24 protein-coding genes are annotated in these 24792 nt (G+C 72.0%); 11 read left to right on the top strand and 13 right to left on the bottom strand.

Translation table 11 applies throughout. From position 1 onward, the window contains the following. Positions 1-13: 13 nt before the first annotated feature. Complete coding sequence (locus AB0H37_RS04265) at positions 14-949, top strand: NAD(P)-dependent oxidoreductase (RefSeq protein ID WP_329087530.1); 936 nt, start codon at positions 14-16, stop codon at positions 947-949. Between the two features lie 63 nt (positions 950-1012). Here AB0H37_RS04265 and AB0H37_RS04270 read toward each other — a convergent pair whose 3' ends face one another. Next, positions 1013-1708: a DoxX family protein gene (locus AB0H37_RS04270; RefSeq protein WP_360611279.1), complete on the bottom strand. Its 696-nt coding sequence runs from the start codon at positions 1706-1708 to the stop codon at positions 1013-1015. Between the two features lie 98 nt (positions 1709-1806). Next, positions 1807-2694 carry a serine hydrolase gene (locus AB0H37_RS04275; RefSeq protein WP_360611281.1) on the bottom strand — a complete coding sequence of 296 codons (888 nt, stop codon included), beginning with the start codon at positions 2692-2694 and terminating at the stop codon, positions 1807-1809. A 129-nt stretch (positions 2695-2823) separates the two neighbouring features. Here AB0H37_RS04275 and AB0H37_RS04280 point away from each other — a divergent pair, with 129 nt between their 5' ends. The 3 genes from AB0H37_RS04280 (at position 2824) to AB0H37_RS04290 (ending at position 6113) form a co-directional block, all read left to right on the top strand. Next, the gene (locus AB0H37_RS04280; RefSeq protein ID WP_179836577.1) at positions 2824-3726 is read left to right on the top strand and encodes a LysR family transcriptional regulator; all 903 of its coding nucleotides are present in this window, start codon (positions 2824-2826) and stop codon (positions 3724-3726) included. A gap of 176 nt (positions 3727-3902) precedes the next feature. Then, positions 3903-5066, top strand: coding sequence for an alpha/beta fold hydrolase (locus AB0H37_RS04285; protein WP_360611283.1), 1164 nt, complete (start codon positions 3903-3905; stop codon positions 5064-5066). Between the two features lie 84 nt (positions 5067-5150). Then, positions 5151-6113 (top strand): hypothetical protein, encoded by a 963-nt coding sequence (locus AB0H37_RS04290; protein ID WP_360611285.1) that lies wholly within the window; start codon positions 5151-5153, stop codon positions 6111-6113. 404 nt (positions 6114-6517) lie between these two features. Here AB0H37_RS04290 and AB0H37_RS04295 read toward each other — a convergent pair whose 3' ends face one another. The 3 genes from AB0H37_RS04295 to AB0H37_RS04305 form a co-directional block, all read right to left on the bottom strand. Further along, positions 6518-7483 (bottom strand): pirin family protein, encoded by a 966-nt coding sequence (locus AB0H37_RS04295; protein ID WP_360611287.1) that lies wholly within the window; start codon positions 7481-7483, stop codon positions 6518-6520. Positions 7484-7592: 109 nt separating this feature from the next. Next, positions 7593-8153: a carboxymuconolactone decarboxylase family protein gene (locus AB0H37_RS04300; protein ID WP_329087538.1), complete on the bottom strand. Its 561-nt coding sequence runs from the start codon at positions 8151-8153 to the stop codon at positions 7593-7595. Positions 8154-8226: 73 nt separating this feature from the next. Beyond that, positions 8227-8562, bottom strand: a complete 336-nt coding sequence (locus AB0H37_RS04305; protein ID WP_360611289.1) for a helix-turn-helix domain-containing protein — start codon at positions 8560-8562, stop codon at positions 8227-8229. Positions 8563-8668: 106 nt separating this feature from the next. On the opposite strand from AB0H37_RS04305, the gene AB0H37_RS04310 reads away from it, so the two are divergent. Further along, positions 8669-9727 carry a biotin/lipoate A/B protein ligase family protein gene (locus tag AB0H37_RS04310; RefSeq protein ID WP_360611291.1) on the top strand — a complete coding sequence of 353 codons (1059 nt, stop codon included), beginning with the start codon at positions 8669-8671 and terminating at the stop codon, positions 9725-9727. A 127-nt stretch (positions 9728-9854) separates the two neighbouring features. Here AB0H37_RS04310 and AB0H37_RS04315 read toward each other — a convergent pair whose 3' ends face one another. Next, complete coding sequence (locus AB0H37_RS04315) at positions 9855-11276, bottom strand: MFS transporter (protein WP_360611293.1); 1422 nt, start codon at positions 11274-11276, stop codon at positions 9855-9857. A gap of 119 nt (positions 11277-11395) precedes the next feature. On the opposite strand from AB0H37_RS04315, the gene AB0H37_RS04320 reads away from it, so the two are divergent. From AB0H37_RS04320 to AB0H37_RS04330, 3 genes are all read left to right on the top strand, one after another. Beyond that, positions 11396-12031 (top strand): TetR/AcrR family transcriptional regulator, encoded by a 636-nt coding sequence (locus tag AB0H37_RS04320; RefSeq protein ID WP_179836570.1) that lies wholly within the window; start codon positions 11396-11398, stop codon positions 12029-12031. A 117-nt stretch (positions 12032-12148) separates the two neighbouring features. Beyond that, positions 12149-13678 (top strand): TerD family protein, encoded by a 1530-nt coding sequence (locus AB0H37_RS04325; RefSeq protein ID WP_360611296.1) that lies wholly within the window; start codon positions 12149-12151, stop codon positions 13676-13678. A gap of 96 nt (positions 13679-13774) precedes the next feature. After that, positions 13775-14437, top strand: a complete 663-nt coding sequence (locus tag AB0H37_RS04330; protein ID WP_360611298.1) for a nitroreductase family protein — start codon at positions 13775-13777, stop codon at positions 14435-14437. 15 nt (positions 14438-14452) lie between these two features. Here the strand turns inward: AB0H37_RS04330 and AB0H37_RS04335 are convergent, their stop codons facing one another. From AB0H37_RS04335 to AB0H37_RS04350, 4 genes are all read right to left on the bottom strand, one after another. Further along, the gene (locus AB0H37_RS04335) at positions 14453-15085 is read right to left on the bottom strand and encodes an endonuclease (RefSeq protein ID WP_360611300.1); all 633 of its coding nucleotides are present in this window, start codon (positions 15083-15085) and stop codon (positions 14453-14455) included. A gap of 72 nt (positions 15086-15157) precedes the next feature. Further along, a complete protein-coding gene (locus AB0H37_RS04340; RefSeq protein ID WP_360611618.1) occupies positions 15158-15877 on the bottom strand; it encodes a ribonuclease HII in 720 nt (239 codons plus the stop codon). Between the two features lie 131 nt (positions 15878-16008). Beyond that, positions 16009-16614: a response regulator transcription factor gene (locus tag AB0H37_RS04345; protein ID WP_329087553.1), complete on the bottom strand. Its 606-nt coding sequence runs from the start codon at positions 16612-16614 to the stop codon at positions 16009-16011. Positions 16615-16619: 5 nt separating this feature from the next. Then, positions 16620-17840 (bottom strand): histidine kinase, encoded by a 1221-nt coding sequence (locus AB0H37_RS04350; protein WP_360611302.1) that lies wholly within the window; start codon positions 17838-17840, stop codon positions 16620-16622. Between the two features lie 203 nt (positions 17841-18043). On the opposite strand from AB0H37_RS04350, the gene AB0H37_RS04355 reads away from it, so the two are divergent. The 3 genes from AB0H37_RS04355 (at position 18044) to AB0H37_RS04365 (ending at position 22533) form a co-directional block, all read left to right on the top strand. Beyond that, the gene (locus AB0H37_RS04355; protein WP_360611304.1) at positions 18044-20623 is read left to right on the top strand and encodes an AAA family ATPase; all 2580 of its coding nucleotides are present in this window, start codon (positions 18044-18046) and stop codon (positions 20621-20623) included. Between the two features lie 54 nt (positions 20624-20677). Beyond that, entirely contained in the window at positions 20678-21763 is a 1086-nt protein-coding gene (locus AB0H37_RS04360) for a winged helix DNA-binding domain-containing protein (protein WP_360611306.1), read from the top strand. A gap of 74 nt (positions 21764-21837) precedes the next feature. Continuing rightward, positions 21838-22533, top strand: a complete 696-nt coding sequence (locus AB0H37_RS04365) for a histidine phosphatase family protein (RefSeq protein ID WP_360611308.1) — start codon at positions 21838-21840, stop codon at positions 22531-22533. 17 nt (positions 22534-22550) lie between these two features. On the opposite strand, the gene AB0H37_RS04370 is transcribed toward AB0H37_RS04365, so the two are convergent. Genes AB0H37_RS04370 through AB0H37_RS04380 form a run of 3 tightly spaced genes read right to left on the bottom strand, consistent with a single transcriptional unit; the run spans position 22551 to position 24759 of the window. Beyond that, entirely contained in the window at positions 22551-23399 is an 849-nt protein-coding gene (locus tag AB0H37_RS04370) for a biotin-dependent carboxyltransferase family protein (protein WP_360611310.1), read from the bottom strand. Beyond that, on the bottom strand, positions 23396-24010 hold the full coding sequence (gene pxpB / locus AB0H37_RS04375; protein ID WP_329087564.1) for a 5-oxoprolinase subunit PxpB: 615 nt from the start codon (positions 24008-24010) through the stop codon (positions 23396-23398). Before pxpB ends, AB0H37_RS04370 begins: the two co-directional genes overlap by 4 nt. Next, a complete protein-coding gene (locus AB0H37_RS04380; protein WP_360611312.1) occupies positions 24007-24759 on the bottom strand; it encodes a 5-oxoprolinase subunit PxpA in 753 nt (250 codons plus the stop codon). The genes pxpB and AB0H37_RS04380 overlap by 4 nt, the downstream gene beginning before the upstream one ends. Positions 24760-24792 lie beyond the last annotated feature (33 nt).

Raw genomic sequence — 24792 nt, forward strand, 5'->3', positions numbered from 1 at the left:
AAGGGAGCCGACGATGAGAGTACTGGTGGCAGGAGCGACCGGAGCGATGGGCAAGGAACTCCTGCCTCGTCTGGTCGAAGCGGGGCACGAGGTGTTCGCCATGGTCCGCAGCGAATCCGGCAAGTCCGGGGCGGCCCGGCTGGGCGCGGTACCGGTCATCGCCGACGCGCTCGATCGCTCCCAGGTCGAGGCGGCCGTGCGCGAGGCGGCACCAGAGGTGATCGTCAACCAGTTGACCGCCATCGGGGACATCGACACCCGCCATTTCGAACGCAGCTTCGCCGCCACCGACCGGCTGCGGACCGAGGGCAACGACAACCTGCTCGCGGCCGCGCGCGCCACCGGTGTACGACGGTTCGTCGCCCAGAGCAACGGCGCCTTCACCTACGACCGCACCGGCGGGCGGGTCAAGAGCGAGCAGGACCCCTTGGACCGCTCACCGGTCGCCCCGATGGCCTCGATGATCGCCGCGGTCGAGCATCTGGAGAAGGCCGTGCTGGGCGCCGACTGGACCGAGGGGATCGTGCTGCGCTACGGCGCGTTCTACGGGCCGGGCACCTCCATGGCGCCGGGTTCCGAGCAGCTCGAGATGATCCGCAAGCGGAAGTTCCCGGTCGTCGGCGACGGCGGCGGAGTGTGGTCGTTCGTCCACATCGCCGACGCCGCGGAGGCCACGGTCGCGGCGGTGGAGAACGGCGGCCGCGGTGTCTACAACATCGTCGATGACGACCCCGCCCCGGTCGCCGAATGGCTGCCGGAACTGGCGGTGATGCTGGGCGCCAAGAAGCCGCTGCGCGTACCGCGGTTCATCGGACGGCTGGCAGCCGGAGAGGCCGGAGTCGTGCTCATGACCGAACTGCGTGGCGCATCCAACGCCAAGGCCAAGCGCGAACTGGGCTGGCACCCGGCACACCCCACGTGGCGCCAAGGCCTCCAGCCTGTGGCGTGACTTGCTGAGCCGCCGCCGTCCACGAGTGGGGGATCGGCTTCGGCCGGTCCCTTCTCGCGTGCCTCAGTTCGGTGTGCCTGCGTCGTCCGCGGGGCGCTTGGTCGGCTGGGTGGTCGAGGCGCGGCGGCGCTGGGACGGCTTGCGGCGCCCGGCCACCAGCACGTCGTCGGGGTCGTCGGCGGGCTTGTCCGGTTTCTCGGACGGGTCCGGGGCGGGGAGAGCGGGGGGCTTGGAGGGGCGGCGCGGCTTCTTCACGGGCTTCAGCTCGGCCTCGCGCAGCGACTCCACGAAGCTCGCCGCGTCGTCCTCGTCCTCGTCACCCGGACCGGGGCGGCGGACGCGCTTCGCGATCACCCACTGGTCGAGGGTCAGGCGGCCGCCGCCGCCCGCCGCGAACAGCAGGCTGGCCATGCCGAGCGCGAGGACCAGCTCGTAGCCGTCCTGGACGGTCCCGCCGTCCACCATGAACAGGCCCTGGTCCGCATGGACGAAGATGAACGCGCCCGTCATGTCGATGAAGAGCAGAGCCCCGGTGACCGGCAGGCCGAGCCCGACGATCAGCGCCGCCCCGCCGAGGAGTTCGACGAACGCGGAGTAGACGGCCGCGGCGGTCGGCAGCGGAACGCCGAGCGCGTCGAACGAGCGGCCCGTCGCGGTCACCCCAGCCTCGATCTTCTGCCAGCCGTGCGCCATGAAGACGATGCCCACGCCTAGCCGCGCCAGGACGGCGACGACGTCGTACAGCGGACGAGTGCGCATGCCAGCGGCTCCTTCGGCGCGGGGGACGGGCCCTGGTTCGACGGAGAGTATGACGGCCCGGATGCGGATCTCGCGAACATCGCAGGTGAACGGGCCGTTCAGGTTTCGATGGAGCCGCGGGTGAAGGCCGCGGCGACGGTTTTGCAGGCGTGCTCGACGGCCTCGATCCCGTCCCGCAGGGTGGCGCCGCGTTCTGAGAGGACGGCGAGCAGAAAGGTGCGCCCGGTGGCGCGGACGATGCCGATGCTGTTGACCGTCCAGGCGCGGCCGTGCCTTTCGCGGGGGAGCCAGCCGTTCTTCACTTCGGCGCCGCTCCCGGCCGCGCCGACTCCCCACGCCTGCTCCGGCACGACCTCCCCCATCAGGTGGCGGACGTAGCGTCGGCCTGAGGAACCGAGCGGGCCGTGCGCCGACGTGAGAGCGGCCAGCAGCCGGATCTGGTCGGCGGCGCTAGTCGTCGACGACCCCCAGGAGCCGCCGGGACCTGGCTTGGTATCGCGCAGGCCCAGTCTCTCGTTGGCGGAGGCCAGGCCGTCCCCGCCGCCGATGGAACGCCACAGCGCGCCGGTGGCGTCATTGTCGCTGACCTTGATCGCCCGTTCGGCCAGGGCCTTCTCGGTGGACGTGAGCGCGCGCCGCTCGTCCTGCGCCCGGAGCAGCACCGCCATGACGATGTCGACCTTGACGATGCTGGCCGTCGCCGTGCGCAGGCTCCCGCCATAGGAGTACGAGAGGCCGGTGGCCACCTCGCGCACCGCGATCGACAGATCGCCGGGCCTGCCGTCCAGGTACCGGTGGAGCGCGCGGGTGAGTTCCTCGCGCTGGGATCGGGTGAAGGTGGGCGTCGTCGCCTGCCGCCTCGGAGCCGGGGTCGTCGCGGCCATCGTAGGGGCGGCGGTGGGCTCGCGGACGAACGTCGTCGAGCGGGCCACGAGGATCGCGGTCGCGGCGAGCACTGCGCCGGCGAGGAGCACGGCCCGTCTCATCGACGGCGTCCTGCGTCGGAATCCATGATCGGGAGTCTCGTGAGCCGGCCGTTACCCCTGCGTTAGCACCTCCTGGCGGCCTGCAAGAGGAACTGTGCATGACCGGTTATGTGGTGAGAGCATCAGCACATGATGGGTTCTCGCCAGCTGGAGTACTTCAGGGCGGTGGCACGTGAGCTGCACTTCACGCGTGCGGCGGAGACGTTGCAGATCGCGCAGCCCGCCCTGTCGCAGCAGATCCGCAAGCTGGAGCGGCAACTCGGCATCACGCTGTTCGAGCGCAACAACCACCGGGTCGAGCTGACACCGGCCGGCGCGGCGCTACTGGAGCATGCCGAGCGGATCCTGTCCGACATCGCGGCGGTCGAGGACGAGATGCGCGGCTGGGCGGAAGGGACGCGGGGCCGGATCCGCCTCGGTGGAGCCCGCGGCCTGACGGCCCGGCTCGCGCGCCTGCTGGCGGAGTTCTCCGCGGAGTTCCCGGCGGTCGACGTGGAGTTGCGGGAGATGAACACCGAGGAGATGGTGGCGGACCTCGGCGGAGGACGCCTCGACGCGGCGACCGTCGTCCGGATGCCGCCGCAGGAGGAAGGACGGCGGTTGGAGTCCCTCCCGCTGGGCGAGGAGCCGCTTGTCCTCATCACCTCGGAGTCGGCGCCGCTCGGGGGCAGGTACAGGGTGCCCGTCGCCGCGCTGGACGGTGTCGACCTGGTCTGCTACTCGCCGGGCTCGGTGATCCGCGAGATCGTCCTGTCCGCCTTGGCGGCCGCCGGCGCGGCGGCGCGCATCCGGTTCGAGACGCGGGAGTACAGCACGGCCAGGGCCATGGCGAGCGTGGGACTGGCCGCTGCCGTCGTCCCCCGCTCGGTGGCCGAGGAGCCGGGCCAACCGGTGAGCATCGTCCGCCTCGAACCGGAACCGACCTGGGCGCCGTCCCTTGCCTGGCCTGCCGGACGCCGTCCGGGCCCCGCGCTGGCCGCGTTCATCGACTTCGTCGCGCGCCGTCCGGATCTCGCCTCGATCGGACCCTGACGGACGGCCGGGAAGCCGAAGCGGCTTGCGTGCGTCTGCGCGCCAGGTCTGCCGGAGCAGGAGTGATAAGGCAGGGATATGACGGCAAGCTTCACTAGGTCTTGGACATCTTGCAGGCATCGGCAGGAGCATGGAGGCGTCCCACAGAACGTGGACCACTGACGGAGGAGCACGACATGAACCGTGGCGAGCTTGGGCGGCACGAGTACGAGGGATTGATGGGACGCACGCCCGAAGAGGCGCTCGAAGAGGTGCTCCGGACGTCCCCGCAGATGTTCGAAACCGTGGTGGAGGGGGCGTTCGGCGGTGCTCTGGCCCGTCCCGAACTGAGCCGCCAAGCGCGGGAGCTCGCCTCCGTCGCCATCATCGCGGCCCTGGGAGGCGCCGACCGCCGTCTCGCCAGCCACGTGCGGGGAGCGTTGCGTCAGGGCGTCGAGCCGTCCGAGTTGCTGGCGCTTTGCGAGCACATCTCGGTCTATGCGGGCTTTCCTCGCGCGCTGGACGCGCTCGCCGTCGTCAACGGCGTTCTGGAAGAGCAGGGCGTTCCGAAGCCGCCACAGATGCACCGCGTCGCGCTGGCCGACCACGAGACCGTCGTCGCGCAGAAGGGCGACCGCGGACCGGCTGTGATCCTTTCGCATTCCCTGGGCGTGGACTGGCGCATGTGGGAGCCCGTCATGGAACGGCTGGCGAACGGCCGGCGGGTCTTCGCCTACGACTTCCGCGGCCACGGCGGCGCCGCCGGAGCGCCGCGGCCGTTCACCATGGACGACCTCGCCGCGGACCTGCTCGGCGTCCTCGACGCGTTCGAGGTGGACCGGGCGCACGTCGTCGGCCTGTCGATGGGCGGCGGCATCGCCCAGACCGTCGCCGTCCGCGCACCCGAACGCGTCGCCTCGCTGGCGCTGCTCGCCACCACCGACCACGCCTTCGACGCCTTCGAGGACCGCGCTCGCTCCGGTGAGGCCGACGGCATGGAGGCGCAGCTCGTCCCCACGCTGACGCGCTGGTTCACGCCCGCCGCGCTCGCCACCGACCCGTGGGGCGTCCGGTACGCGCGGGAGCGCATCCGGCGCTCCGACTCCGCCGACTGGGCCGCGGCCTGGCGGGCCTTCAAGGGCGTCGACGTCCGGGACCGCCTCGCCGGGGCGGACTTCCCGACCCTGGTGCTCGCGGGTGAACTGGACGCCTCGACGACCCCGGAGATCATGTCCGGCATCGCCGAGCGCATCCCGGGCTCGACGTACCGGGAGCTCCCCGGCACGCCGCACATGCAGACCCTCGAACGTCCCGACCTGGTCGCCGAAGCCCTCGACGCCTTCCTTCCGGCCGAACGCTAGAGCCGACGCCATCCGCCGCGCGGGTGAGGCTGACGCCCCGCGCGGGGGAGTCGGCGGCCGCCCGGCGGACGGCAGGCTTCGATCATGACGGGAATGTCCGGAGTGATCGGGGCGAGATGGGAGGCGGCGCGACGGCTCGGCGGGTATGGCGCCGCCGCGTCGCTGTCGCTGTACCTGGCGGTCAAGGTCGTGTGGATAGCGGCCGCGGCGTTCGGCCACGCTCCAGCGGATTTCGGCGGCGCGGACTGGATCGTGCTCAACGTGGTGACGGTCGGCATGTCCGCGACCGGGATCATCCTGGGGCTTGTCCTGGCTCGGGGCACGCGGTGGCGGATTCCGGCCGCCCCCCTGGTCTTCTTCACCTGGGTGGGAAGCGGCTTCCTGATCCCCCTCATGCCCTACACCCTGGTCAGTGCGGTCCTGGGCGCCGGTGAGGAGGACGCCGGTGGCGACGCGGCACCGTCCTGGGAGATGACTCTCATCGGCATCGGATTCACCGGCATGGCCCTCGGCCTCGCCATCGCGCTCCCCATCTACATGCGGGAGCGATGGCCGACCGCCTTCCTGGGACGCCTCCCTGACCGAAGAAGAACCGCCGTCCGGCGCGCGCGCACGGCCGCCGTCTTCACCGCTGTGCCGACCGCCTTCTGGACGCTCTGGTCGGCGGGCGCGGAACTCGGCCTCGATCCCGCACACCGCGACCTGGTCGACCTGAACGCCCGGCTCCTCCTGGGTGATTCGGCGCTCTGGGCACTGCTCGGGGTCTGGAGCGTCCTGGCCGTCAGTTCCGCACGCCCGAACGTGCCTGCCTGGCTGCCTATGGCCCTCGGGTTCACCGCGTCCGGCTCCCTCTTCGCCTGGGGCGGCTGGAAGCTCGCGGTCGCACTCCTTCGCCCAGGCGGCTACACGCCCGCCGAGTATCCGATCGCCGCGATCGCCCTCAACGGGCTCGCCGCCGCAGGAGGCGTCCTGATGCTGAGCACCCTCCTCGCCTCCCTCCGCACCCCAAACGCACCGCCCGCCGGCACGCAGCAGCCCACGCTGTGAAACACCGGCCCCGTCCAGTGGGGGCACCTGCCCAGGAAGCCTGTCCAGACATACGCCTGTCCCCGTGTGTGCTGTCCAGGCGCGGGCCTGTCCAGGCGCGGGTCTGTCCAGGCGCGGGTCTGTCCAGGCGCGGGCCTGTCGGGACGTGGGCCTGTCGGGACGTGGGCCGTCGAGGCGTGGGGCTGTCGGGACGTGGGCCTGTGCAGGCGTGGGCGCCTGTCCAGACGTGCGCCCGTTTAGACGTGCGCCCGTTTAGACGTGCGCCCGTTTAGACGTGCGCCTGTTCAGACGTGCGCCTGTTCAGACCTGGGCGCCTGTTCAGGCGTGCGCTTGTTCAGGCGTGCGCCTGACCAGGGGGTGCCCGGCGAGGGCTGCCCGGCCGGGGTCGGGCGCGGGGGCGCCGTTCAGCGAGTCCGGCCCCTTGACTTCAGCGGTGTCGCCGGCATGGCGGGTGCCGGGATGGGGGAGCCGTCATACCCGCGCACGGTGCCGAACCGGTCGCCTCCCATCCAGTCCTCCCGGGCACGGGCGATCTCTTCTCCCGTCCGGGCGACGAAGTTCCACCACATGACGAGCTTCTCCTCGAACGGCTCACCGCCCAGCAGCATGAGCCCGCTCGCGACGCCCGCCCTCAGGGGCAGTTCGCGGCGGCCGGATCCCAGGTACAGCATCGAACCGGGGTCCACGCGCATGCCGTCGACCTCCGTGACGCCGGACATCGTGAGTGCGGCGTACTCGAAGTCCGGTTCCAGGGGCAGACGCACGTCGGCGCCGTCCGCCAGGGCGATGTCCGCCCCGACGATGGGCGTGAAAACCGTGCCGGGCGACGCGGCCCCGTCCAGTTCCCCGAGGATCACGGTGGCGCTGAAACCCGGACCGTCGACGACGGGCAGGTCGGCGTGATGCTCGAACGCCGGGTCCGTGTTCCTGTCGGACTCGGGCAGCGCCACCCAGAGTTGGGCCCCGTGCAGGACGGGGCCGTGCCCGCGCGGCGACTCCTCCGAGTGCGAGATGGCCCGTCCGGACGTCATCAGCCCGAGTTCCTTCGGCCGGACGGTCTGCAGGCTGCCCAGGCTGTCGCGGTGAAGCACCTCGCCGCCGTGCAGCCAGCTCACCGTCTGCAGGCCGATGTGCGGGTGCGGCGGCACCTGCATGCCGGGCTCGTCGGTGATGTCGTCCGGCCCGTAGTGGTCGACGAAGCACCACGCGCCGACCATCCGCCGGCCCAGGCTGGGCAGCAGCCGCCGGACGATGGTGCTCTCACCGAGCGGCACCCGCCGGGGCGGCAGCAGCTCATGGACCGGCCCTCCCGGGGCGTCCACCCGCCCCCCGCACTCGACCGGCTTCGGCTTGACGTCGAGATTGCTCACCAGACCACCTTCCCCGCGGCCCTCCCCGCGACGCCGCCATTCAACAATGCCCCTCGCCCAGCCCACCGAACCGCCCCGCCCGTGTGTGGAGACGGGTCGGGGCCCGGTGTCATCGGGGGGTCGAGGTGGGGAAGGCGGGGGCCCAGGGTTCGTTGTCGATCTCCAGTGTGTTGATCAGTTGGCTGATGGTGCGGTACCAGCCGGTGAGCACCAGGAGTTCGAGAAGCTGGGGCTCGTCGTAGTGCTCGGCGAGGGCGGTCCAGGTTCGGGGGGATATGCAGGCCGAGTCGTGGAGTTCGTCGGCCGCGCTCAGCAGCAGGCGCTCCTTGGGCGACCAGGGGGCGCCGTCGCCGGACACGGTCGCCTGGAGCTGTTCCCGACTCAGCCCGGCGGCCTCGCCGAAGGTCGCGGCGTGGACGCCCCACTCGTACTCGCAGCCGGCGCGGGCGCAGGTCCGGTCGATGATGATCTCGCGGTCCCGGGCGGGCAGGCGGCCGTGGGCGAGCAGTCCGGCGCCGAGCACGCGCATGCGGGACGCCAGCTCGGGGTTCCGGTGCAGGGTGCGGAACAGCACCAACGGGTCGCGGGCGACGTCCGGTGGCATCCATCTGGCCAGGGCGGCGGCGATCTCGGTGGTGTACGGGGGATCGAGCGGGGCGATGCGCGGCACGGCGGCCTCCCAGGTGCTTCGATTTTAGAAGCAGTCTTGCGCTTCGGAAACAGAAGCGCAAGAGGATGCCGTGTCAGCCGGCACCCTCGTCGAGCGCCGCGGCCCACCGGTCGGACCATCGCGACAGCGGTCGGAGTGCCTCGCGGGCATCACGGCCCAGCTCGGTCAGGGCGTACAGGTTCTCGGGCGTCTGGTGGACGAGGCCCGCGTCGATCAGTTCGAGGAGCCGCTGCCGCAGGACGCTGGAGGACATGTCGTCGCAGCGCTGCTGGAGGGTGCGGAAGCCGAGAGGCCGGTCCTGCAATTCCCAGACGATGCGCAGGGTCCAGCGGCGCCCGAAGAGGTCCAGGGCCGCCATCAGCGGGCGGCCCCCGGACGAGCCGCGCACCGGTCTTCCCGGTTTCGGCATGCCCCCTCCTGTGGTCAGGTTCCCGGAACACTAGCCGCAGCGGCCGCCTGCCGCTGCGCCATGTTCCCGCACGCGGCGGAATCCAGTGCGAGGCCGCGGGGTTCAGATGTACGTGATGCACGGTGAGTACAAGGTCCCGGGCGGCAAGCTGGTCGTCGCCGATGTCGACGTCGTGGACGGGCTGCTGCGCGGCCCGAGGATCAGCGGCGACTTCTTCCTGGAGCCGGACGACGCCCTCGAAACGATCAACGCGGCCCTGGACGGGCTGCCCGCCGGTCTCGACGCCCGGGCGATCGGGGTCCGCGTCCAGGCGGGCCTTCCGCGGGACACGGTGATGCTCGGCATCACCGCCGAGGCCGTGGGGATCGCGGTGCGGCGGGCCGTCGCGCGGGCGTCCGACTGGCGCGAGCACGACTGGCGGCTCGTCCACGAGCCGCCGCGGGACCCCGCACTGCACATGGCCCTCGACCAGGTGCTCGCCGAGGAGGTCGGGGCGGGACGGCGCCCGCCGACGCTGCGGGTGTGGGAGTGGGCGTCGCCGGCGGTGGTCATCGGCAGCTTCCAGTCGCTGCGCAACGAGGTCGACGCCGCCGAGGCCGAGCGCCGCGGCGTGGACGTGGTCCGCCGGATCAGCGGCGGTGGCGCGATGTTCATCGAGCCGGGCAACACCATCACCTACTCGCTCTACGCGCCGGAGAGCCTGGTGGCGGGGATGTCCTTCGCGGAGAGCTACGCCTTCCTCGACGACTGGGTGCTGGGCGCGCTGGGCGAACTCGGCATCAGGGCCTGGTACCAGCCGCTGAACGACATCACCTCCGACCACGGCAAGATCGCCGGGGCCGCGCAGAAACGGCTCGCCGCCGGCGCCGTGCTGCACCACGTGACCATGGCCTACGACATCGACGCGGACGCGATGATGAAGGTGCTCCGCATCGGCCGGGAGAAGATCTCCGACAAGGGCATCGCCAGCGCGGTCAAGCGCGTGGACCCGCTCCGCCGCCAGACCGGCCTGCCCCGCGAGGAGATCATCGATCGCATGATCGCCCATTTCCGCGGCCGCTACGGCCTGTCCGACGACCGCGTGACCGAGGACGAACGACGCCTCGCCGACAAGTACGCGACCGACAAGTTCACCACCCCCGCCTGGACCGCCCGAGTCCCCTGACCCCCACAACGCCCTTTATCGCGGCCGACGTCGACGGCGTTTCTCGTGGTTTCCTCCCACGTGCCGAGCCTCCCTTCCTCCGTGTGTGGGCCTTCGTCTGCGCGTTTGTGGTGTCGTGCGGGTGGGGTCAGGCGGTTTGGTGGTGGGGGCATGGAGTGGGTTCCGGGGTGGGATGTTGTTCCTGTTGGCTGGTTCGTTCGGGGCGGGCTATCAGGCGCCAGGCTGCCAGGGCCGCGGTGAGGTAGGCGGCTCCGACCAGTGAGAACGCGATGGTCGCGCTGGTCGTCCAGTTGGTGGACGCGCCTAGGACGGCGCCGATGACCGCGATGCCGATGAGCGTGCCTATCTGGCGGCCCGTGTTGAGGACGGAGCCGGCGACGTTGCCGTTTCCGGGGCCCGCGGCGTCGACCATGACGGCCGTCATGGCGGGGGAGATGATGCCGCCCGCGATGCCGGTCGCCGCCAGGGCCGCGGCGGTCGTCCAGTAGGGGCTGGACGGGGTGACCGTGGTCAGCGCGAACGAGGCCGCGGCCGCCAGGAGGAGGGAGGCGGTCAGCAGGGGTCCGGCTTTGACGCGGGCGGACAGGTGCGCGAAGGCCAGGTTGCTCAGCGGGATGAAGACGGTCATCGGGAGGACCATCAGACCCGCCCGGAGCGGGCCGGCGCCCGCGCCGTGCTGGAAGTAGAGGCCGACCAGGAAGAGCGTTCCGAAGAACGCGGCGTTGAACAGGAATCCCACGGTGTTGGCGCCGGTGAAGCGCGGGCCGCGGAACAGCGCCCATGGCATCACGCCGGCGGGGGCGCGGCGCTCCCTCAGGAAGAGGAGGGCGGTGGTGCCCAGCGCCACGGCGATCGCGGTGAGGACCGGCAGGGACGTCCAGCCGCGGTGTGGTCCTTCGATCAGGGCGAAGCTCAGGGCGCCGAGGCCGGCGGCCAGTGCGGCGTGGCCGGGGAGGGCGAGCGGGGCGCGGCGGCCGGGGACGGGGGCGATGTGGCGGCGGGCCAGCGCCATGCCCACGATCGCGAACGGCACGTTGAGCAGGAAGATGCTGCGCCAGCCGAGCGTGCTCACCAGGACGCCGCCGGCCGTCGGGCCGAGGGCGATCGAGGACGACACGATCGCCGACCACAGGCCGAGCACGCGCGTGCGGCGCCGCGGGTCCGGGAACGCGTCGACCAGCAGTGCCAGCGAGCTCGGCATGAACAACGCCGCGCCCGCGCCCTGGACGAGCCGGGCCGCGATGAGGACCTCGATCGCGGGGGCGAGCGCGGCGGCCAGCGAGGCGGTGAGGAACACCGCCATGCCCCACAGGTAGACCCGCCGGGCTCCGAGTCGCCCGGCGAGACCGCCCGCCAGCATCAGCAGGGCGGCGAACGTCAGCACATAGCCGTCGACGGCCCAGGTGAGGCGGCTCAGCGGGGCGTGCAGGCGCTCCTGGACGGTCGCCCCGGCGATCTGCATGACCGTGGCGTCCACGCTCGCCATCACGAAGCCCGCGGCGAGCGCGGTGATCTTCATGGCGGGGGAGCCTCCGTGTCCGGATGCCATGATCAGTCCCTTCGTCAAGCGGACGGGTGGCGTCCGCTTCGGGGAAAGTAGCGCAACCGGACGCGAGCTGTCCACTTGAATCGGACCGGAACCGTCCGCTTGTGGCTAGAATCCGGTTCATGAGCGGTACCAGGAGCGCCGTGGACCGGCTGCTGGACGACGGCACGGGCCGCCGCCCGCGGGCCGACGCCCGGCGCAACGTGGAACGTCTCGTCGCGGCGGCGCGCGAGGCGGCCGGCGAGATCGGCGGCGAGGTCACGGCCCACGAGATCGCGCGCCGCGCCGGGGTGGGCGTCGGAACGTTCTACCGGCGCGTCAGCACGCTGGAGACGCTGCTCGAAGCGGTCCTCGCCGAGGTGCTCGGCGAGATCGTCGCCAAGGGCGACGAGGGGCTCGCCGATCCCGACCCCTGGGAGGGCTTCAGCGAGTTCGCGACGTCCTACACCCGGCTTCGCAACGAACTGTGCGACATCAACTACGCGCTGGGCGGCGGCATCGACCACGCGCGCGCGGAACTGCGCGAGCGCATCCGTCTCCTCGTGGAGCGGGCCCAGGGCGCCGGTGCCATGCGCGCGGACATCACCTGGCAGGACGTCGCGTTCCTGCTGGTGTCGGTCTCCACCGGCGACCACACGGTGGGCCTGCAGGCGGGTGACCAGCAGCGGGACCGCAACCTGCGGATCGTCCTGGACGGCCTGCGCACGCCCGAACCCGCGCCGCTGCCGGGAGCGCCGCCCACCGACTCGTCCGGGTGAGGCCGCGAGCGAAACGGAACTCCCCGGAGCTTCCGTGCGTCCTCCTCTCATGGCATGTCGCGGGGCCGGGCGGCTGCCCGTAGGTTGGTGACAGTCGGTCGATGACGAGGAGCGTTCATGTCGATGCAGAAGGGCGCCAACACGGCGGTTCCGGTTCCTTCGGTGCGGGTCGAGCTCGGCTGGCAGGGCGGCCCCGGCGTGCCCGACGCGGACGCCTCGGCGCTCCTGCTGGCGGACACCGGACGGGTCCGGTCGGACGACGATTTCGTCTTCTACAACCAGCCCGTGCACGGTTCGGGCGCGGTGCGGCACGAGGGCAAGCAGCGGGGGCCGACCGTCCTTGACGTCCTGGCGGTCGACCTGAACCGGGTCGAGCCCGCCATCGACAAGATAGTCATCGCCGCGTCCTCGGACGGTGGGACGTTCTCCAAGTTCCAGGGGCTCTACGTGCGCGTGGTGGACGCCGCGGCCGGCGCGGAGGTCGCCAGGTTCGAAAGCCAGGGCGCCACCACCGAGACGGCGTTCGTGCTCGGCGAGCTCTACCGCAGGCAGGGCGCGTGGAAGTTCCGTGCGATCGGCCAGGGCTACGACTCCGGGCTCGCCGGGCTGGCCACCGACTTCGGCATCAGCGTCGACGAACCCGGCCAGGCGGCGCCTCCCGCACCTCCGCAGCCGCCGCCCGCGCCGCCGCAGCCGCAGGCCCCGCCCCCGCAGGCGCCGCAGGAGCAGTACGCGCCCCCCGGCGGTCAGTACGTGCCTCCGCCGCCTCCCGGCGGCCAGTACGCGCCCCCGCCCCCGCCTCCTGGCGGGCAGTACACGCCTCCGCCCGGCCAGTACGCCCCGCCGCCTGGTCAGTACCCGCCACCGCCCGGGCAGTACGCGCCGCCGCCCCCCGGCCAGTACCAGCCCCCGGCGGACCAGTACGCCCCGCCCGCCGGCCAGCACCAGCCGCCGCCCGGCCAGTACGCGCCCCCGCCCCAGCCTCCTGCCGGGGCCGCGCCGCCGCAGCAGCAGGGCGGCAAGATCTCCCTGACGAAGAACGCGCCGTCGGTGTCGCTCACCAAGCACGGGGCGACGGGCGGCCACATGCGCGTCAACCTCAACTGGACGGCGCGCGAGGGCGCGGCCAAGGGCTTGCTCGGCAAGCGCCGCCGCGGCGTCGACCTCGACCTCGACCTGTGCTGCCTGTGGGAGCTGAAGGACGGCCGGAAGGGCATCATCCACGCTCTCGGCGACATGGGCGCGCTGGACCGCCCGCCGTTCATCAAGCTCGACAAGGACGACCGCACCGGCGCGGTCGAAACCGGGGAGAACCTCCACATCAACCTCGACCACACGGCGGACTTCAAGCGGATCCTGGTGTTCGCGGAGATCTATGACGGCGCGGACGACTTCCGGGGCATGGACGCGGTCGCCACGCTGTTCCCGGTGGGCGCGCCGCCGATCGAGATGCACATGAACGACTGCATGGACGCCTCCCGCGACGCGGTCCTGGCACTCATCGAGAACGTGAACGGGGAGCTGGTCGTCCGCCGTGAGGGCCGGTACGTCATGCCGCCGCCCGGCCGTCCGCGCTGGGGCAAGATGACGGTCGACCAGGCGTACGGCTGGAACCTGGAGTGGGTCGCCTCGCGCGGCAAGGACTGAGCACCCCCGCGACGCGCGGAGTGCCGGAACGGGCCCGGAACGTTGGCTGATCCTGCCGATTGTCCCGGGCCCGTGGCCGACGGTAGGAACGGTCACATGAGCACCCAGCCGCAGTACCCCGTCGTGCCGGCGCCCCGTTTCGACGTCCCGCCCGAGCAGTCGGTCGAGCGTGCCCGGGCGTTCGCCGACACGATGACGCTGCGCCGCACCGTCCGGGACTTCTCCGACCGCCCGGTGCCGCGCGAGGTCGTCGAACACGCGATCCGGGGCGCGGCGACGGCGCCCAGTGGAGCCAACCTGCAGCCGTGGCGTTTCGTGGTGGTGACCGACCCGGAGCGCAAGAGGCGCCTCAGAGACGCCGCAGAGCGGGAGGAGCGGGAGTTCTACGAAAAGCGCGCCTCACAGGAGTGGCTGGACGCGCTGGCCCCCCTCGGCACCGACTGGCGCAAGCCGTTCCTTGAGGACGCCCCCGCGGTCATCATCGTCTTCGAAGTGCACAAGGGCCCTGAGACGCCGCGTCCGTACTACGTGAAGGAGTCCGTGGGCATCGCCGTGGGGTTCCTGTTGGCCGGACTCCACCAGGCGGGCTTGGCGACCCTTACCCACACCCCAAGCCCCATGCGCTTCCTGAACGAGGTGTGCGACCGCCCACAGGAGGAACGCGCTTACGTCGTGATCCCCGTCGGCTACCCCGCGGACGACGCGATGGTGCCCGACATCACCCGCAAGCAGGTGGACGAGGTCGCCCTCTGGACGTGACGCGTACGCGTCCCCTCACGCGGCCTTCAGGTGGTCGGCGAACTTCTTGTCCCGGGCCACCCTGACGAGCGCCGCGGTGAGCCGTGCCAGGTCCTTCTCCGGCACCTGCGAGGCGAGTTCCCCGGCGTCGCTGGGCAGGCCGAGCCGCTCGGCGCCCTTCTTCACCTGGTCGTCGACGTAGGGGCGGAGCCATGGCCAGATGGCCTGCGCCTCGCGGCAGAAGATGTCCACTCCGGTGGGGCCGATGCCGGGGAACTCCTGCAGCAGCTCCGCCGCCTTCTCGGGGTCGCGTCCGGCTTCGACGGCGAGCCGCCTCAGATCGCCCTTGTACCTGTCCTCGACGATCTCCGCCACGTCGCCCAGCCGGGACGCGGTGCTCTCGTCGTAGCGGACGTAGTGGCCCCGGCCGAGCGCGTCGACGCGCTCCTGCCAGGTGAGCCTGGCCATGCCGCGTGCCGTGCCGCCCCCCGCCTCGAACAGCTCGCGGGCGGCGGCGAGGGCGATGTCCGAGGAGATGCGGGCGCTCAGCAGGTTGGCCAGGACGAGCAGTTTGAACAGTGCGGCGGGCTGGTCCTTCAGGGTTATGCCGGCCTCCTCGGCGAAGGTCCCGCCGGATTCCCGCAGCAGCTTCTTGACGACGGCATCCATGGCATCCACCTCCCGTGTCTGCCGCTCTACCCGAGCCGTCGAGGATGACTCATGCAGGGGGTCACGGGGGATTCACAGCAGGCTGAGCTGTCCTTCACCGGCGAGCGGATCGCGGTGCTTCTTCATGTGCCGCCAGCGTGGGAGGTCGTCCAGGTACGACCAGGACAGTCTGTGGTGCGGCGTGGGCCCGTGCTTCTCCAAGGCCTTCTGATGGACGGGTGAGGGGTATCCGGCGCTGTCGGCGAACCCGTAGCCGGGGAACTCGCCGTCCAGATCCGCCATGAGCCTGTCCCGATGGACCTTCGCCAAGACGGACCCGGCAGCGACGGTGACCGACCTCTGGTCGGCCTTGATCTCGCACCGGACGCGCCAGGGACGGCTGAGGAAATCGTGCTTGCCGTCGAGGATGACCACATCGGGCCGGACGGGCAGCGACTCCAACGCGCGGACGGCGGCCCGCCTCAGGGCGGCGGTCATCCCCAGCTCGTCGATTTCTTCCGGGCTGGACGCGCCTATGGCGTGCCCGGCCAGCCAGTCAGGAAGGATTTCCGCGAACGCCTCGCGGTGAGCATGCGTGAGGAGCTTGGAGTCGGTCAGCGCGACCGTCTTCTTCCCGCGTCCGGGCAGGACCGGCGGCGGGCTCAGATCCGTCACCGCCGCGCACACCACGACGGGACCCGCCCATGCGCCGCGCCCGACCTCGTCCACTCCCGCGATCACGATCGGGCGGCCGCTCCCGGACGGCGCGGCCCGCAGCTCCTCCTCGATCTCGTAGCCCGCGGCCCGCACCACGCTGGGGGCGGCGGGCGAGGGGACCAGCCCGGGGAGGGCGCCGGTGGAGTCGGTCAAGGGGTCTCCTTAGAGCGCGGACGGCCTGCGCCACCGATCGTAGGGGCGCGTTGTCCCGCACGCCCGTAGGCGGTTCACAGCCAGCCGTTGTGGCGTGCGGTCCCCACCGCCTCGATGCGGTTGCGCGCCCCCGTCTTGCCGATGGCGGCGGACAGGTAGTTGCGGACGGTGCTCTCCGACAGACGCAGCCGCCCGGCGATGTCGGCGACGGTCGATCCGTCGGCCGCGGCGCTCAGCACGTCCCGTTCCCGTTCGGTCAGCGGGTTCGGGCCCACCGACAGGGCGGCGGTGGCCAGCGCGGGGTCGACGACCTGCTCCCCGGCCAGGACGCGGCGCAGTGCGACGACCAGATCCTCGATGGGGCCGTCCTTGACCAGGAACCCGCCGGCGCCCGCCTCCATGGCGCGGCGCAGGTATCCGGGGCGCCCGAACGTGGTGACGATAAGGATCTTGCATGCGGGCAGTTCCCGGCGCAGGTCGGCGGCGACGTCCAGGCCGCTGCGGCCGGGCATCTCGATGTCGAGCAGAGCGATGTCCGGTTCCGTTCGCAGCGCCTCGGGCAGGACCTGCGCGCCGTCGCCGACCTGGGCGACGACCTCGATGTCCTCCTCCAGGCCGAGCAGCAGCGCGAGCGCGCCGCGCATCATGCCCTGGTCCTCGGCGAGCAGAACTCTGATCACGGGGCTCACCGTCCACCGGCGTCCACGGTCGCCGTGGCGGGGACGGTGACGGTGAGCAGGAAGCCGCCGTCCGGAGCAGGGCCCGCCTGGACGGTCCCGGCGACCAACTCCATCCGCTCGGAGAGACCCCGCAGGCCGTGGCCCCCGGAACCGCCCTGCCAGCCTGAACCGCCCTGCCAGGCTGAACCGCCCTGCCCGGCGCCGTCGTCCTTCACCTCCAGGACGGCATTGTCCTCGCCGTTGCGGACGGTGATCTCACACCGTCCGGCGCCGCTGTGCCGGATGACGTTCGTGACCCCTTCGCGCACCGCCCAGCCGAGCAGGGCGCCCGTCCGGGGCGCCAGCGGCGGCCCCGTGCGCCGGACGGAGACGTCCACGCCGCTGTCGGCCAGCGCCATCCTGGCGGCGTCCAGCTCGTCGGCCAGCCCGCGGCCGCGGTAGCCGCTGACCGCCTGGCGGACCTCGTCGAGGGCCTTGCGCCCGACGGTCTCGATGTCGGCGGCCTGCTCGGCGGCCACCGCGGGATCGCGCTCGGCGACGCGCCGGACGGCCTGCGCCTTGACCACCATCAGCGACAGCGTGTGGCCGAGCAGGTCGTGCAGGTCGCGGGAGAACCGGAGCCGCTCGCGCGCCACGGCGGCCTCGGCCAGTTCCTCCCGGGCGTCGCGCAGCTGCCCGATCGCGGTGAACAGCCGCAGGATGACCGCGGTCACGACCCCCGCGGTCACGGTCCCGTACCAGTTGGCGGCTAGGGCGCCGCCGTCCTCGCCGCCCAGCAGGCCCGCGAGGACGCCCAGCGACGAGACGCCGCCGATGCCGATGAACAGCGGCAGCTCCGGCCGTCCCGACCTGCCGGGGAGATGCCCCACGACGACGCCGGCGGCGAGACCGAGGAGGGGGAACAGGGTGTACCACCGTCCCTGGAAGGCCAGTGCGGCGGCGGATGCGACACCCGCCTGGGCGACCAGGAGAACGATCGGCGACCGCATCGGGTAACGCCCGTCGAACGCGGTGCGGACGACGGCGAAATGCAGGAAGGCGAAGACGACCAGCGCGGGAATCGCTAGCCACAGCGGATGGGCCCTGCCCTTGACCATGTCCCAGACCGGCCACACAAGGATGACGAGCCAGAACACGAACGCCTGGCCACTCGGACCATTACGGTCCAACAGCTCCAAGTCCAGGGCCGGGACACGCCGAGTCGGGGTGCCTTTCCAGGGGGTCACGCGACGTTCTCCTCGTTCACGGGGCCACGGTACGCGGACTTCCATGCTGGAAGCAGAGCTGAACATCTACTTCTGGACAGGACAAATGTCCTGCTCGCGGGTGCGGCCTGGGCTCTGCTCCGCACCAGGCAGGCTCGGTGTAAGCCAACGAACAGGGCGCGGGTAGTCCCGTTCCGGGCGGTCCTGCGCTTTACTCGCTCTTGATGGCTTTGTTCGGCAGGTCCCGCTCCCGCCCGGCGAAGAACGCCGCGGCGCGGGATCTTTTCGAGCGCCTGAGATGGCGCTACTTCCAGGTCACTCCCGGGCTGAGGTTTCTGGGGGCGGTGCTGCTCGTCGCGCTCGTGCTGGTGGCGACCGTCCTCCTGGACGGGCCGATCCTCGGCGCGGCCGCGTTCACGGTGATTCTGCTCGTCGTCGTCCACCTGACACTGCGCTCGCCCACGGGCATGGCCGTCGTCGCGGTCATCCTGGCCTGGCTGGCCCTGTCGGTGCCTCTCGGCAGGCTCTACCCGGACGAAGGAAACCCGCCCTATCTGAACCCGTCGCTGCTTCTCGCCCTGCTCGCCGTGCCCGTCGCATTCGCCGCCTTCCGCCTGCGTGGATACGCGCCGTGGCGCACGACGCTCCTGGGGTTGGCCGCCGCGGGTGTGGCGACGGCGGCGTGCGCCCACCCGCTGCCGGGGGCCGGCGTCACGCCGGGCTGGCTGGCGGCACTGGCCGTTCTCGCCTACCGCTGGGACCGCGCAAGACGAGCCGTCCCGGCGGAGGCTTATGAAACGGGTTGGGTGCAGGAACAGGCGAGCCCGAAGGGGGACGCCATGGCAGGGCCGCGTAAGAACTCCTCCGGCCCGGAAAAGCGTGAACGGACGGACAGGCCGAGCAGGCCCGACCGGCGCGGTTCCGGAGAGGACGGAGTCGCCGGCGCCGCCGCGCAGGCGATGCACGACCAGCGCGCCGCGGCGCAGGCCGCCGATTCCGGCGCCGCACCCGAGCGCCAGGCGCCGCCCGAGCGCCAGGCGCCGCCCGAGCGCCGCACGGAGTCGCCGGACATCTCCGTGGCGGACGCGCTCGCGGAACTGGAGAACATGATCGGGCTGGAGCCCGTCAAGCGGCAGGTCCGCTCCATCGCCGCGTCCATCGAGGCCGCGCACATGCGCGCCGCCGCCGGGGTGCCCACCGAGAAGCCCATGCGGCACTTCGTGTTCGTCGGGCCGTCCGGCACGGGCAAGACGACCGTCGCCCGCGTGCTGGCCAAGATCTTCTACGCGTTCGGGCTGCTGCCCGAACCCGCCCTGGTCGAGGCCCACCGCGCGGATCTCGTCGGCGAGTTCCTGGGGGCGACGGCCATCAAGACCAACCGGCTCGTCGACTCGGCCTTGGGCGGGGTCCTGTTCATCGACGAGGCGTACAGCCTGGTCAACTCCGCGGAAGGGCAACCCGACCGGTTCGGCGACGAGGCCGTCCAGACGTTGCTCAAGCGAGCCGAGGACGACCGGGACAACCTGGTCATCATCCTGGCGGGGTACGAGACCCAGATGGCGGAGTTCCTCGACTCCAACCCTGGGCTGGCGTCCCGGTTCGGCACGCGTGTGCTCTTCCCTTCCTACCGCCCCTCAGAGCTGCTGCAGATCGCCGATTACCACACCGCCCTGCGCGAGGACCGGCTGGACGTGGAGGCCCGCCAGCGGCTCGCCACCCGCTTCGAAGAGGTCGAACGGCGCGGCATCATCGACGATCTGGGCAACGGCCGGTTCGTCAGATCGCTGGCCGAGGCGGCGGCGCGCGCGCGGGACGTGCGCGTGGTCGAAGCCGTCTCCTCGTCGGGCGCACCGGCCAGACCCACCGCCGAAGACCTGGTCACCGTGCGCGCCGAGGACGTGGAGACCGCCTTCGCCGAGGTCACCGAGCGGTTCCGCGGCTACGCCGAGACCCCGACCCTGGACGAGGCGCTCGGCTCCCTCGACGCGATGATCGGGCTGGAGCCGGTGAAGCGGCAGGTCCGCGAGATCGCCGCCCAGTTGCAGGTGGCCCGGATGCGGCAGGAGCAGGGCCTGGTCACCCGCCCCCCGACCCGCCACTTCGTGTTCACGGGACCGCCGGGCACCGGCAAGACCACCGTCGCGCGGGTCCTCGGGCGCATCTTCGCCGCGTTCGGGCTGCTCGCCCGCCCGGAGGTGGTCGAGGCCCAGCGCGCCGACCTCGTCGGCGAGCACCTCGGCGCGACGGCGCTGAAGACGAACAAGGCCGTCGACTCCGCGCTCGGGGGCGTCCTGTTCGTCGACGAGGCGTACGCGCTGAGCAACTCCGGCTACTCGGGCGGCGACGCGTTCGGGGCGGAGGCGGTGCAGACGCTGCTCAAGCGGGCCGAGGACGACCGCGACCGCCTCGTCGTCATCCTGGCCGGATACGACGCCGACATGACCCGGTTCCTGGCCTCCAACCCTGGGCTCGCCTCCCGGTTCGACGTGCGCGTCGACTTCCCGTCCTACGGGCCGGACGAACTGCTCCGCATCGCCCAGCTCATGGCCGAGCAAGGCGGCGACCGGTGGGAGGAGCGCGCCCTGGACGACCTGGCCCTCGTGTTCCAGCGCGCATGCGGAACGGGCCGGATCGACGAACTGGGCAACGGCCGCTTCGCCCGCTCCATGTACGAGAAGGCGAGCGCGTGCCGGGCGCTTCGAGCAGCACGGCTCGGATCCGCGGCGACCGCCGCCGACCTGACGCTCCTCACCACCGATGACGTCCGGGACGCCTTCGCCGAGTTGTCCCACCGCCTCGCCTGACCGGCGATCGGGGGCCTCGCCTGGACTGTCGGTGAGCCGCGATGTAATCGGGGCATGGCCTCGGTGACGTGGAAGCAGGTCCTCGCCTGGCGGATGCGGCGGCAGTTCGTCGAGCAGGCGGAGGACGTGTCCGCCCTGGAGATCGCCCGGCGGCTGGCGGGCGTGCAGGCGCAGGTGGCGTCCGCCGCCGAGTTCGCCATCGCGGTGCGCCGGCGGACGCCCGTCTCCGGCGAGGTGACACGCGCCCTCCTGGACGAACGGACGCTCGTCAAGACATGGGCCGCGCGCGGCACCCTGCACCTCCTGCCCGCTGACGAGGCCGCAGCCCATCTCATGCTGTGCTCGTCCATCCGCAACTGGGAGAAGGGGGCCTGGCAGCGGACCTTCGGTGCCACGCCCGCCGACCTCGAGGCGATCGCCGCTGCCGCCGCCGACGCGTTGTCGGACGGTGCGGCGCTCACCCGCGAGGAGCTCACCCGGGCCGTCGTGGACGAGACGGGCTCGCGGCATCTGGCCGAGGTGCTCGGGTCCGGTTGGGGCACGCTGCTCAAGCCGCTGGCCTGGTGGGGCGTGCTCTGCTACGGACCGCCCCAGGGAGCCAAGGTCACCTTCACGTCTCCGGCGCGGTGGCTCCCGGGCTGGACCGGCCTGCCCTCCATGGAGGACGCCGCCCGTACCGTGATCCACGCCTTTCTGGGTGCCCACGGGCCCGCGACCCCCGACATGTTCGACAACTGGCTGATGCGCAAGCAGAGCCGGAAGAAGGATGTCAGGGCGTGGTTCGGCGCCGCCGGGGAAGGATTGGCCACCGTTGAAGTCGAAGGCGTCCCCATGTACCTCCTGGAAGAGCACAGGGAGAAGCTCCTTGACACCGCGCCCACCACGTCCGTCCGGATGCTCGGTGGGTTCGACCAATACATCCTGGGTGCAGGGACGGGCTCGACCTATCTGGTGCCCGCCGAGCACAAGAGCCAGGTGAGCCGGACAGCGGGATGGATCTCCCCAGTGGTCCTGTACGGCGGGCGGGTCGCCGGCGTCTGGGACGCCGCAGAGGGCGACGTGACCGTGACCCCCTTCGAGGACATCCCCGCCGCGCCGCTCAAGGAAGAGCTGAACCGTCTGGCCTCGCTGCTGGGCTGACCCACGCCCGCTTGGACGGGACGACCGAACCCCGCTGGTATCCGGTGGGGGGCGGGTCGTCTAGGGTGCCCAGCGTGGACGAGCGGGATGAGCCGACCGAGTATCGGCAGACGCCGTACAAGGCGCCGGACGGCGCCACCGAAGTCCTTCTCATCAGGCACGGCGCTTCCGCGCCGGCGCGCCCCGGCCGGCCGTTCCCGCTCGTGGACGGCCACGGCGACCCCGAGCTCGCGCCCGAAGGACGGGAGCAGGCCGAGCGGGTCGCCGAGCGGCTCGCCGACGAGCGCCTGGACGCCATCTACGTGACGCCCCTGCGCCGAACATCCGAAACGGCCGCACCGCTGGCCCGCCGCCTCGGGCTGGAGCCGCGGGTCGAGCGGGACCTGCGCGAGGTCCATCTCGGCGAGTGGGAGGGCGGCCTCTTCCGCAAGATGGTCGCCGACGACGATCCGGTGGCGCAGCGGATGTTCGCCGAGGAACGCTGGGACGTCATCCCCGGGGCGGAGAAGAACGAGGCGTTCGCCGCGCGCGTCGAGGAGGGTCTCGTCCGGCTCGCGGCGGCCCACGCGGGCGGCCGGATCGCCGTGTTCACCCACGGCGGGGTGATCGCCCAGGCCCTCGCCGCCGCCACCGGCGCAAGGCCGTTCGCGTTCCTCGGCGCGGACAACGGCTCGATCTCACGGCTGGTCAGGCTCGGCGGCCTGTCGTCGCTCCGCGGCTTCAACGAGGTCTCCCACCTGGACTGGTCCGTCCCCGCACCGCTGACCTGAAGGCCCTGGACGCCGGGCTAGAGCCGGAAACGAAGCTTCTGGCCGGGGCGCAGCTGCGCGGCCTCGGCGACCGAGGCCGAGGCGAGCACGGCGACCACCGGGTAGCCGCCGGTGGTCGGATGGTCGGCCAGGAAGATGATGGGCAGCCCGCTGGGCGGCACCTGGAGGGAACCGAGGACCATGCCCTCGCTGCCGAGTTCACCGTCCCGCGCCCGTACGAGGGGTGGCCCGTTCAGGCGCACGCCCACGCGGTTGCTGTCCGGCGACACCTCGTAGGGCGTGGACGTGAGCGTGGGCAGCGCGTCGTGAGTGAACCAGTCGTCACGCGGGCCGGGCAGGATCCGCAGGACCGGGGTCTCTGGCAGCGCCGCCGCCGGCACGACGTCCACGTTGATGTGCTGGAGACCCGCGGCGGAACCGATCGGCATGCGGTCACCAGGCGCGAGCGGCGCGGGCCCGAGGCCGGACAGGAGGTCGGTCGAACGGCTTCCCAGCACTTCGTCCACGGCGACACCGCCTCGCACGGCGACGTAGCTGCGGAGTCCGGAGGTGGGCGTGCCGAATTCGACGAGGGCACCTGCCGCCGCGAAGCAGGGCGCGTTCATTCCGTGAGCACGGCCGTCGATGCGCAGCGTCACCGGAGCGCCGGTCACCGCGATCCAGGCACCTCTGTGGAAACGCAGGGCCGCCCCGCCGAAGGTGAACTCCACGCCCGCCGCGCCTTCCGGGTTGCCCACGAGGCGGTTGGCCAGCCTGAACGCGCGCTGGTCCGCGGCCCCGGACCGGGGGACGCCGAGATGGGCGCGACCGGGCCTGCCGAGATCCTGGACGGTCGCCAGCGGCCCGGGCCGCACGACCTCGATCAAGGACGCTCCTCGGGGACGAAGCGGACTTGCATCCCCGGCCTGAGCAGGGACGGCGGTTCGCGCGACACGTCCCACAGCGGCAGGCGGCTGTGCCCGAGCAGCCGCCAGCCGCCGGGTGACCGGGACGGGTACACGGCCGCGTACGGGCCCGCCACCGCCACCGAACCGGCCGGGACGGCCTTCCTCGGCGACTCGCGCCGGGCCACGTGCAACGCCGGATCCAGCCCCGACAGATAGCCGAAGCCGGGGGAGAAGCCCAGATAGGCGACCGTGTACGAACCCGCGGAATGCCGCCGGACGACCTCTTCGCGCGACAACCCGGTGAGGGAGGCGACCTCGTCGAGATCCTCGCCGTCGTAGACGACGGGTATCTCCAGCGGCTCGGCGTGGCTCACCACGTCGTCGGCCAGGCGCAGTTGCGGGAGCTGCGCGGCCAGGCGGTCCAGGTGGGCGGAGTGCTCGGCCACCACCAGGACGGTCCGTTCTCCGGGGATGACGTCCACGACCCCGGGCAGCGGGGCGTTCCTGAGGGCGGCGTCCATCCGGTGGGCGGTCGCCAGATCCCCGGTCTCCACGAGCAAGGCGGTGTCGCCGACCCGCCGCACCTTCACGCGAACGGTTCCAGGACGACGCCCGCTCCGGACAGTGCGGACCGGACGGCCCTGGCGAGGACCACCGCGCCAGGGGTGTCGCCGTGCACGCAGATGGAACGCGCCTTCAACGTGACCTCGGTGCCGTCCACGGCGACGACGGTGCCCTCCACCGCCATCCGCACCGCGCGCTGCACGACCGTGTCGGGGTCGTGGACGACCGCCCCCGGTTCGCGGCGGGACACGAGCGCGCCGGTCGGCGTGTAGGCGCGGTCGGCGAAGCACTCGGCGACGACGGTGAGCCCGTCGGCGACGTCGTGCACCACGGAGCCGGGGAGCGTGAGCAGGGGGAGCGACGAATCGTAGGCCCGGACCGCGTCGGCCACCGCACGCGCCTGGACGGGGTCACGGACGACCCTGTTGTACAGGGCGCCATGGGGCTTCACGTACGCCACGCGTCCCCCCTCCACGCGCGCGATGCCGTCCAGCGCCGCGAGCTGGTACAGGATTTCGGCGGTCAGCTCCGGGGCGGCCACGTCCATCTCCCGCCGGCCGAAACCGGCGAGGTCCCGGTAGGAGACCTGCGCGCCGATCGTCACCCCGCGCTCGACGGCCGCCGCGCACACCCGCCGCATGGTCAGCGGGTCCCCCGCGTGGAACCCGCACGCCACGTTGGCGCTCGTGATGACGTCGAGCAGCGCAGAGTCGTCGCCCAGCTTCCAGACGCCGAACCCCTCGCCGAGGTCGGCGTTGACGTCGACGACCGTCATCGTCCGCTACCACCGATCATGCCGCTCCCACCG

This window comes from Actinomadura sp. NPDC023710 (assembly GCF_040639875.1).
Lineage (GTDB): Bacteria > Actinomycetota > Actinomycetes > Streptosporangiales > Streptosporangiaceae > Spirillospora > Spirillospora citrea.

Coding starts and splice junctions, on each gene's coding strand:
- AB0H37_RS04265 (WP_329087530.1), top strand. CDS start 14: ATGAGAGTACTGGTGGCAGGAGCGACCGGAGCGATGGGCAAGGAACTC.
- AB0H37_RS04270 (WP_360611279.1), bottom strand. CDS start 1,708: ATGCGCACTCGTCCGCTGTACGACGTCGTCGCCGTCCTGGCGCGGCTA.
- AB0H37_RS04275 (WP_360611281.1), bottom strand. CDS start 2,694: ATGAGACGGGCCGTGCTCCTCGCCGGCGCAGTGCTCGCCGCGACCGCG.
- AB0H37_RS04280 (WP_179836577.1), top strand. CDS start 2,824: ATGATGGGTTCTCGCCAGCTGGAGTACTTCAGGGCGGTGGCACGTGAG.
- AB0H37_RS04285 (WP_360611283.1), top strand. CDS start 3,903: ATGAACCGTGGCGAGCTTGGGCGGCACGAGTACGAGGGATTGATGGGA.
- AB0H37_RS04290 (WP_360611285.1), top strand. CDS start 5,151: ATGACGGGAATGTCCGGAGTGATCGGGGCGAGATGGGAGGCGGCGCGA.
- AB0H37_RS04305 (WP_360611289.1), bottom strand. CDS start 8,562: ATGCCGAAACCGGGAAGACCGGTGCGCGGCTCGTCCGGGGGCCGCCCG.
- AB0H37_RS04310 (WP_360611291.1), top strand. CDS start 8,669: ATGTACGTGATGCACGGTGAGTACAAGGTCCCGGGCGGCAAGCTGGTC.
- AB0H37_RS04315 (WP_360611293.1), bottom strand. CDS start 11,276: ATGGCATCCGGACACGGAGGCTCCCCCGCCATGAAGATCACCGCGCTC.
- AB0H37_RS04320 (WP_179836570.1), top strand. CDS start 11,396: ATGAGCGGTACCAGGAGCGCCGTGGACCGGCTGCTGGACGACGGCACG.
- AB0H37_RS04325 (WP_360611296.1), top strand. CDS start 12,149: ATGTCGATGCAGAAGGGCGCCAACACGGCGGTTCCGGTTCCTTCGGTG.
- AB0H37_RS04330 (WP_360611298.1), top strand. CDS start 13,775: ATGAGCACCCAGCCGCAGTACCCCGTCGTGCCGGCGCCCCGTTTCGAC.
- AB0H37_RS04335 (WP_360611300.1), bottom strand. CDS start 15,085: ATGGATGCCGTCGTCAAGAAGCTGCTGCGGGAATCCGGCGGGACCTTC.
- AB0H37_RS04355 (WP_360611304.1), top strand. CDS start 18,044: ATGGCTTTGTTCGGCAGGTCCCGCTCCCGCCCGGCGAAGAACGCCGCG.
- AB0H37_RS04360 (WP_360611306.1), top strand. CDS start 20,678: ATGGCCTCGGTGACGTGGAAGCAGGTCCTCGCCTGGCGGATGCGGCGG.
- AB0H37_RS04380 (WP_360611312.1), bottom strand. CDS start 24,759: ATGACGGTCGTCGACGTCAACGCCGACCTCGGCGAGGGGTTCGGCGTC.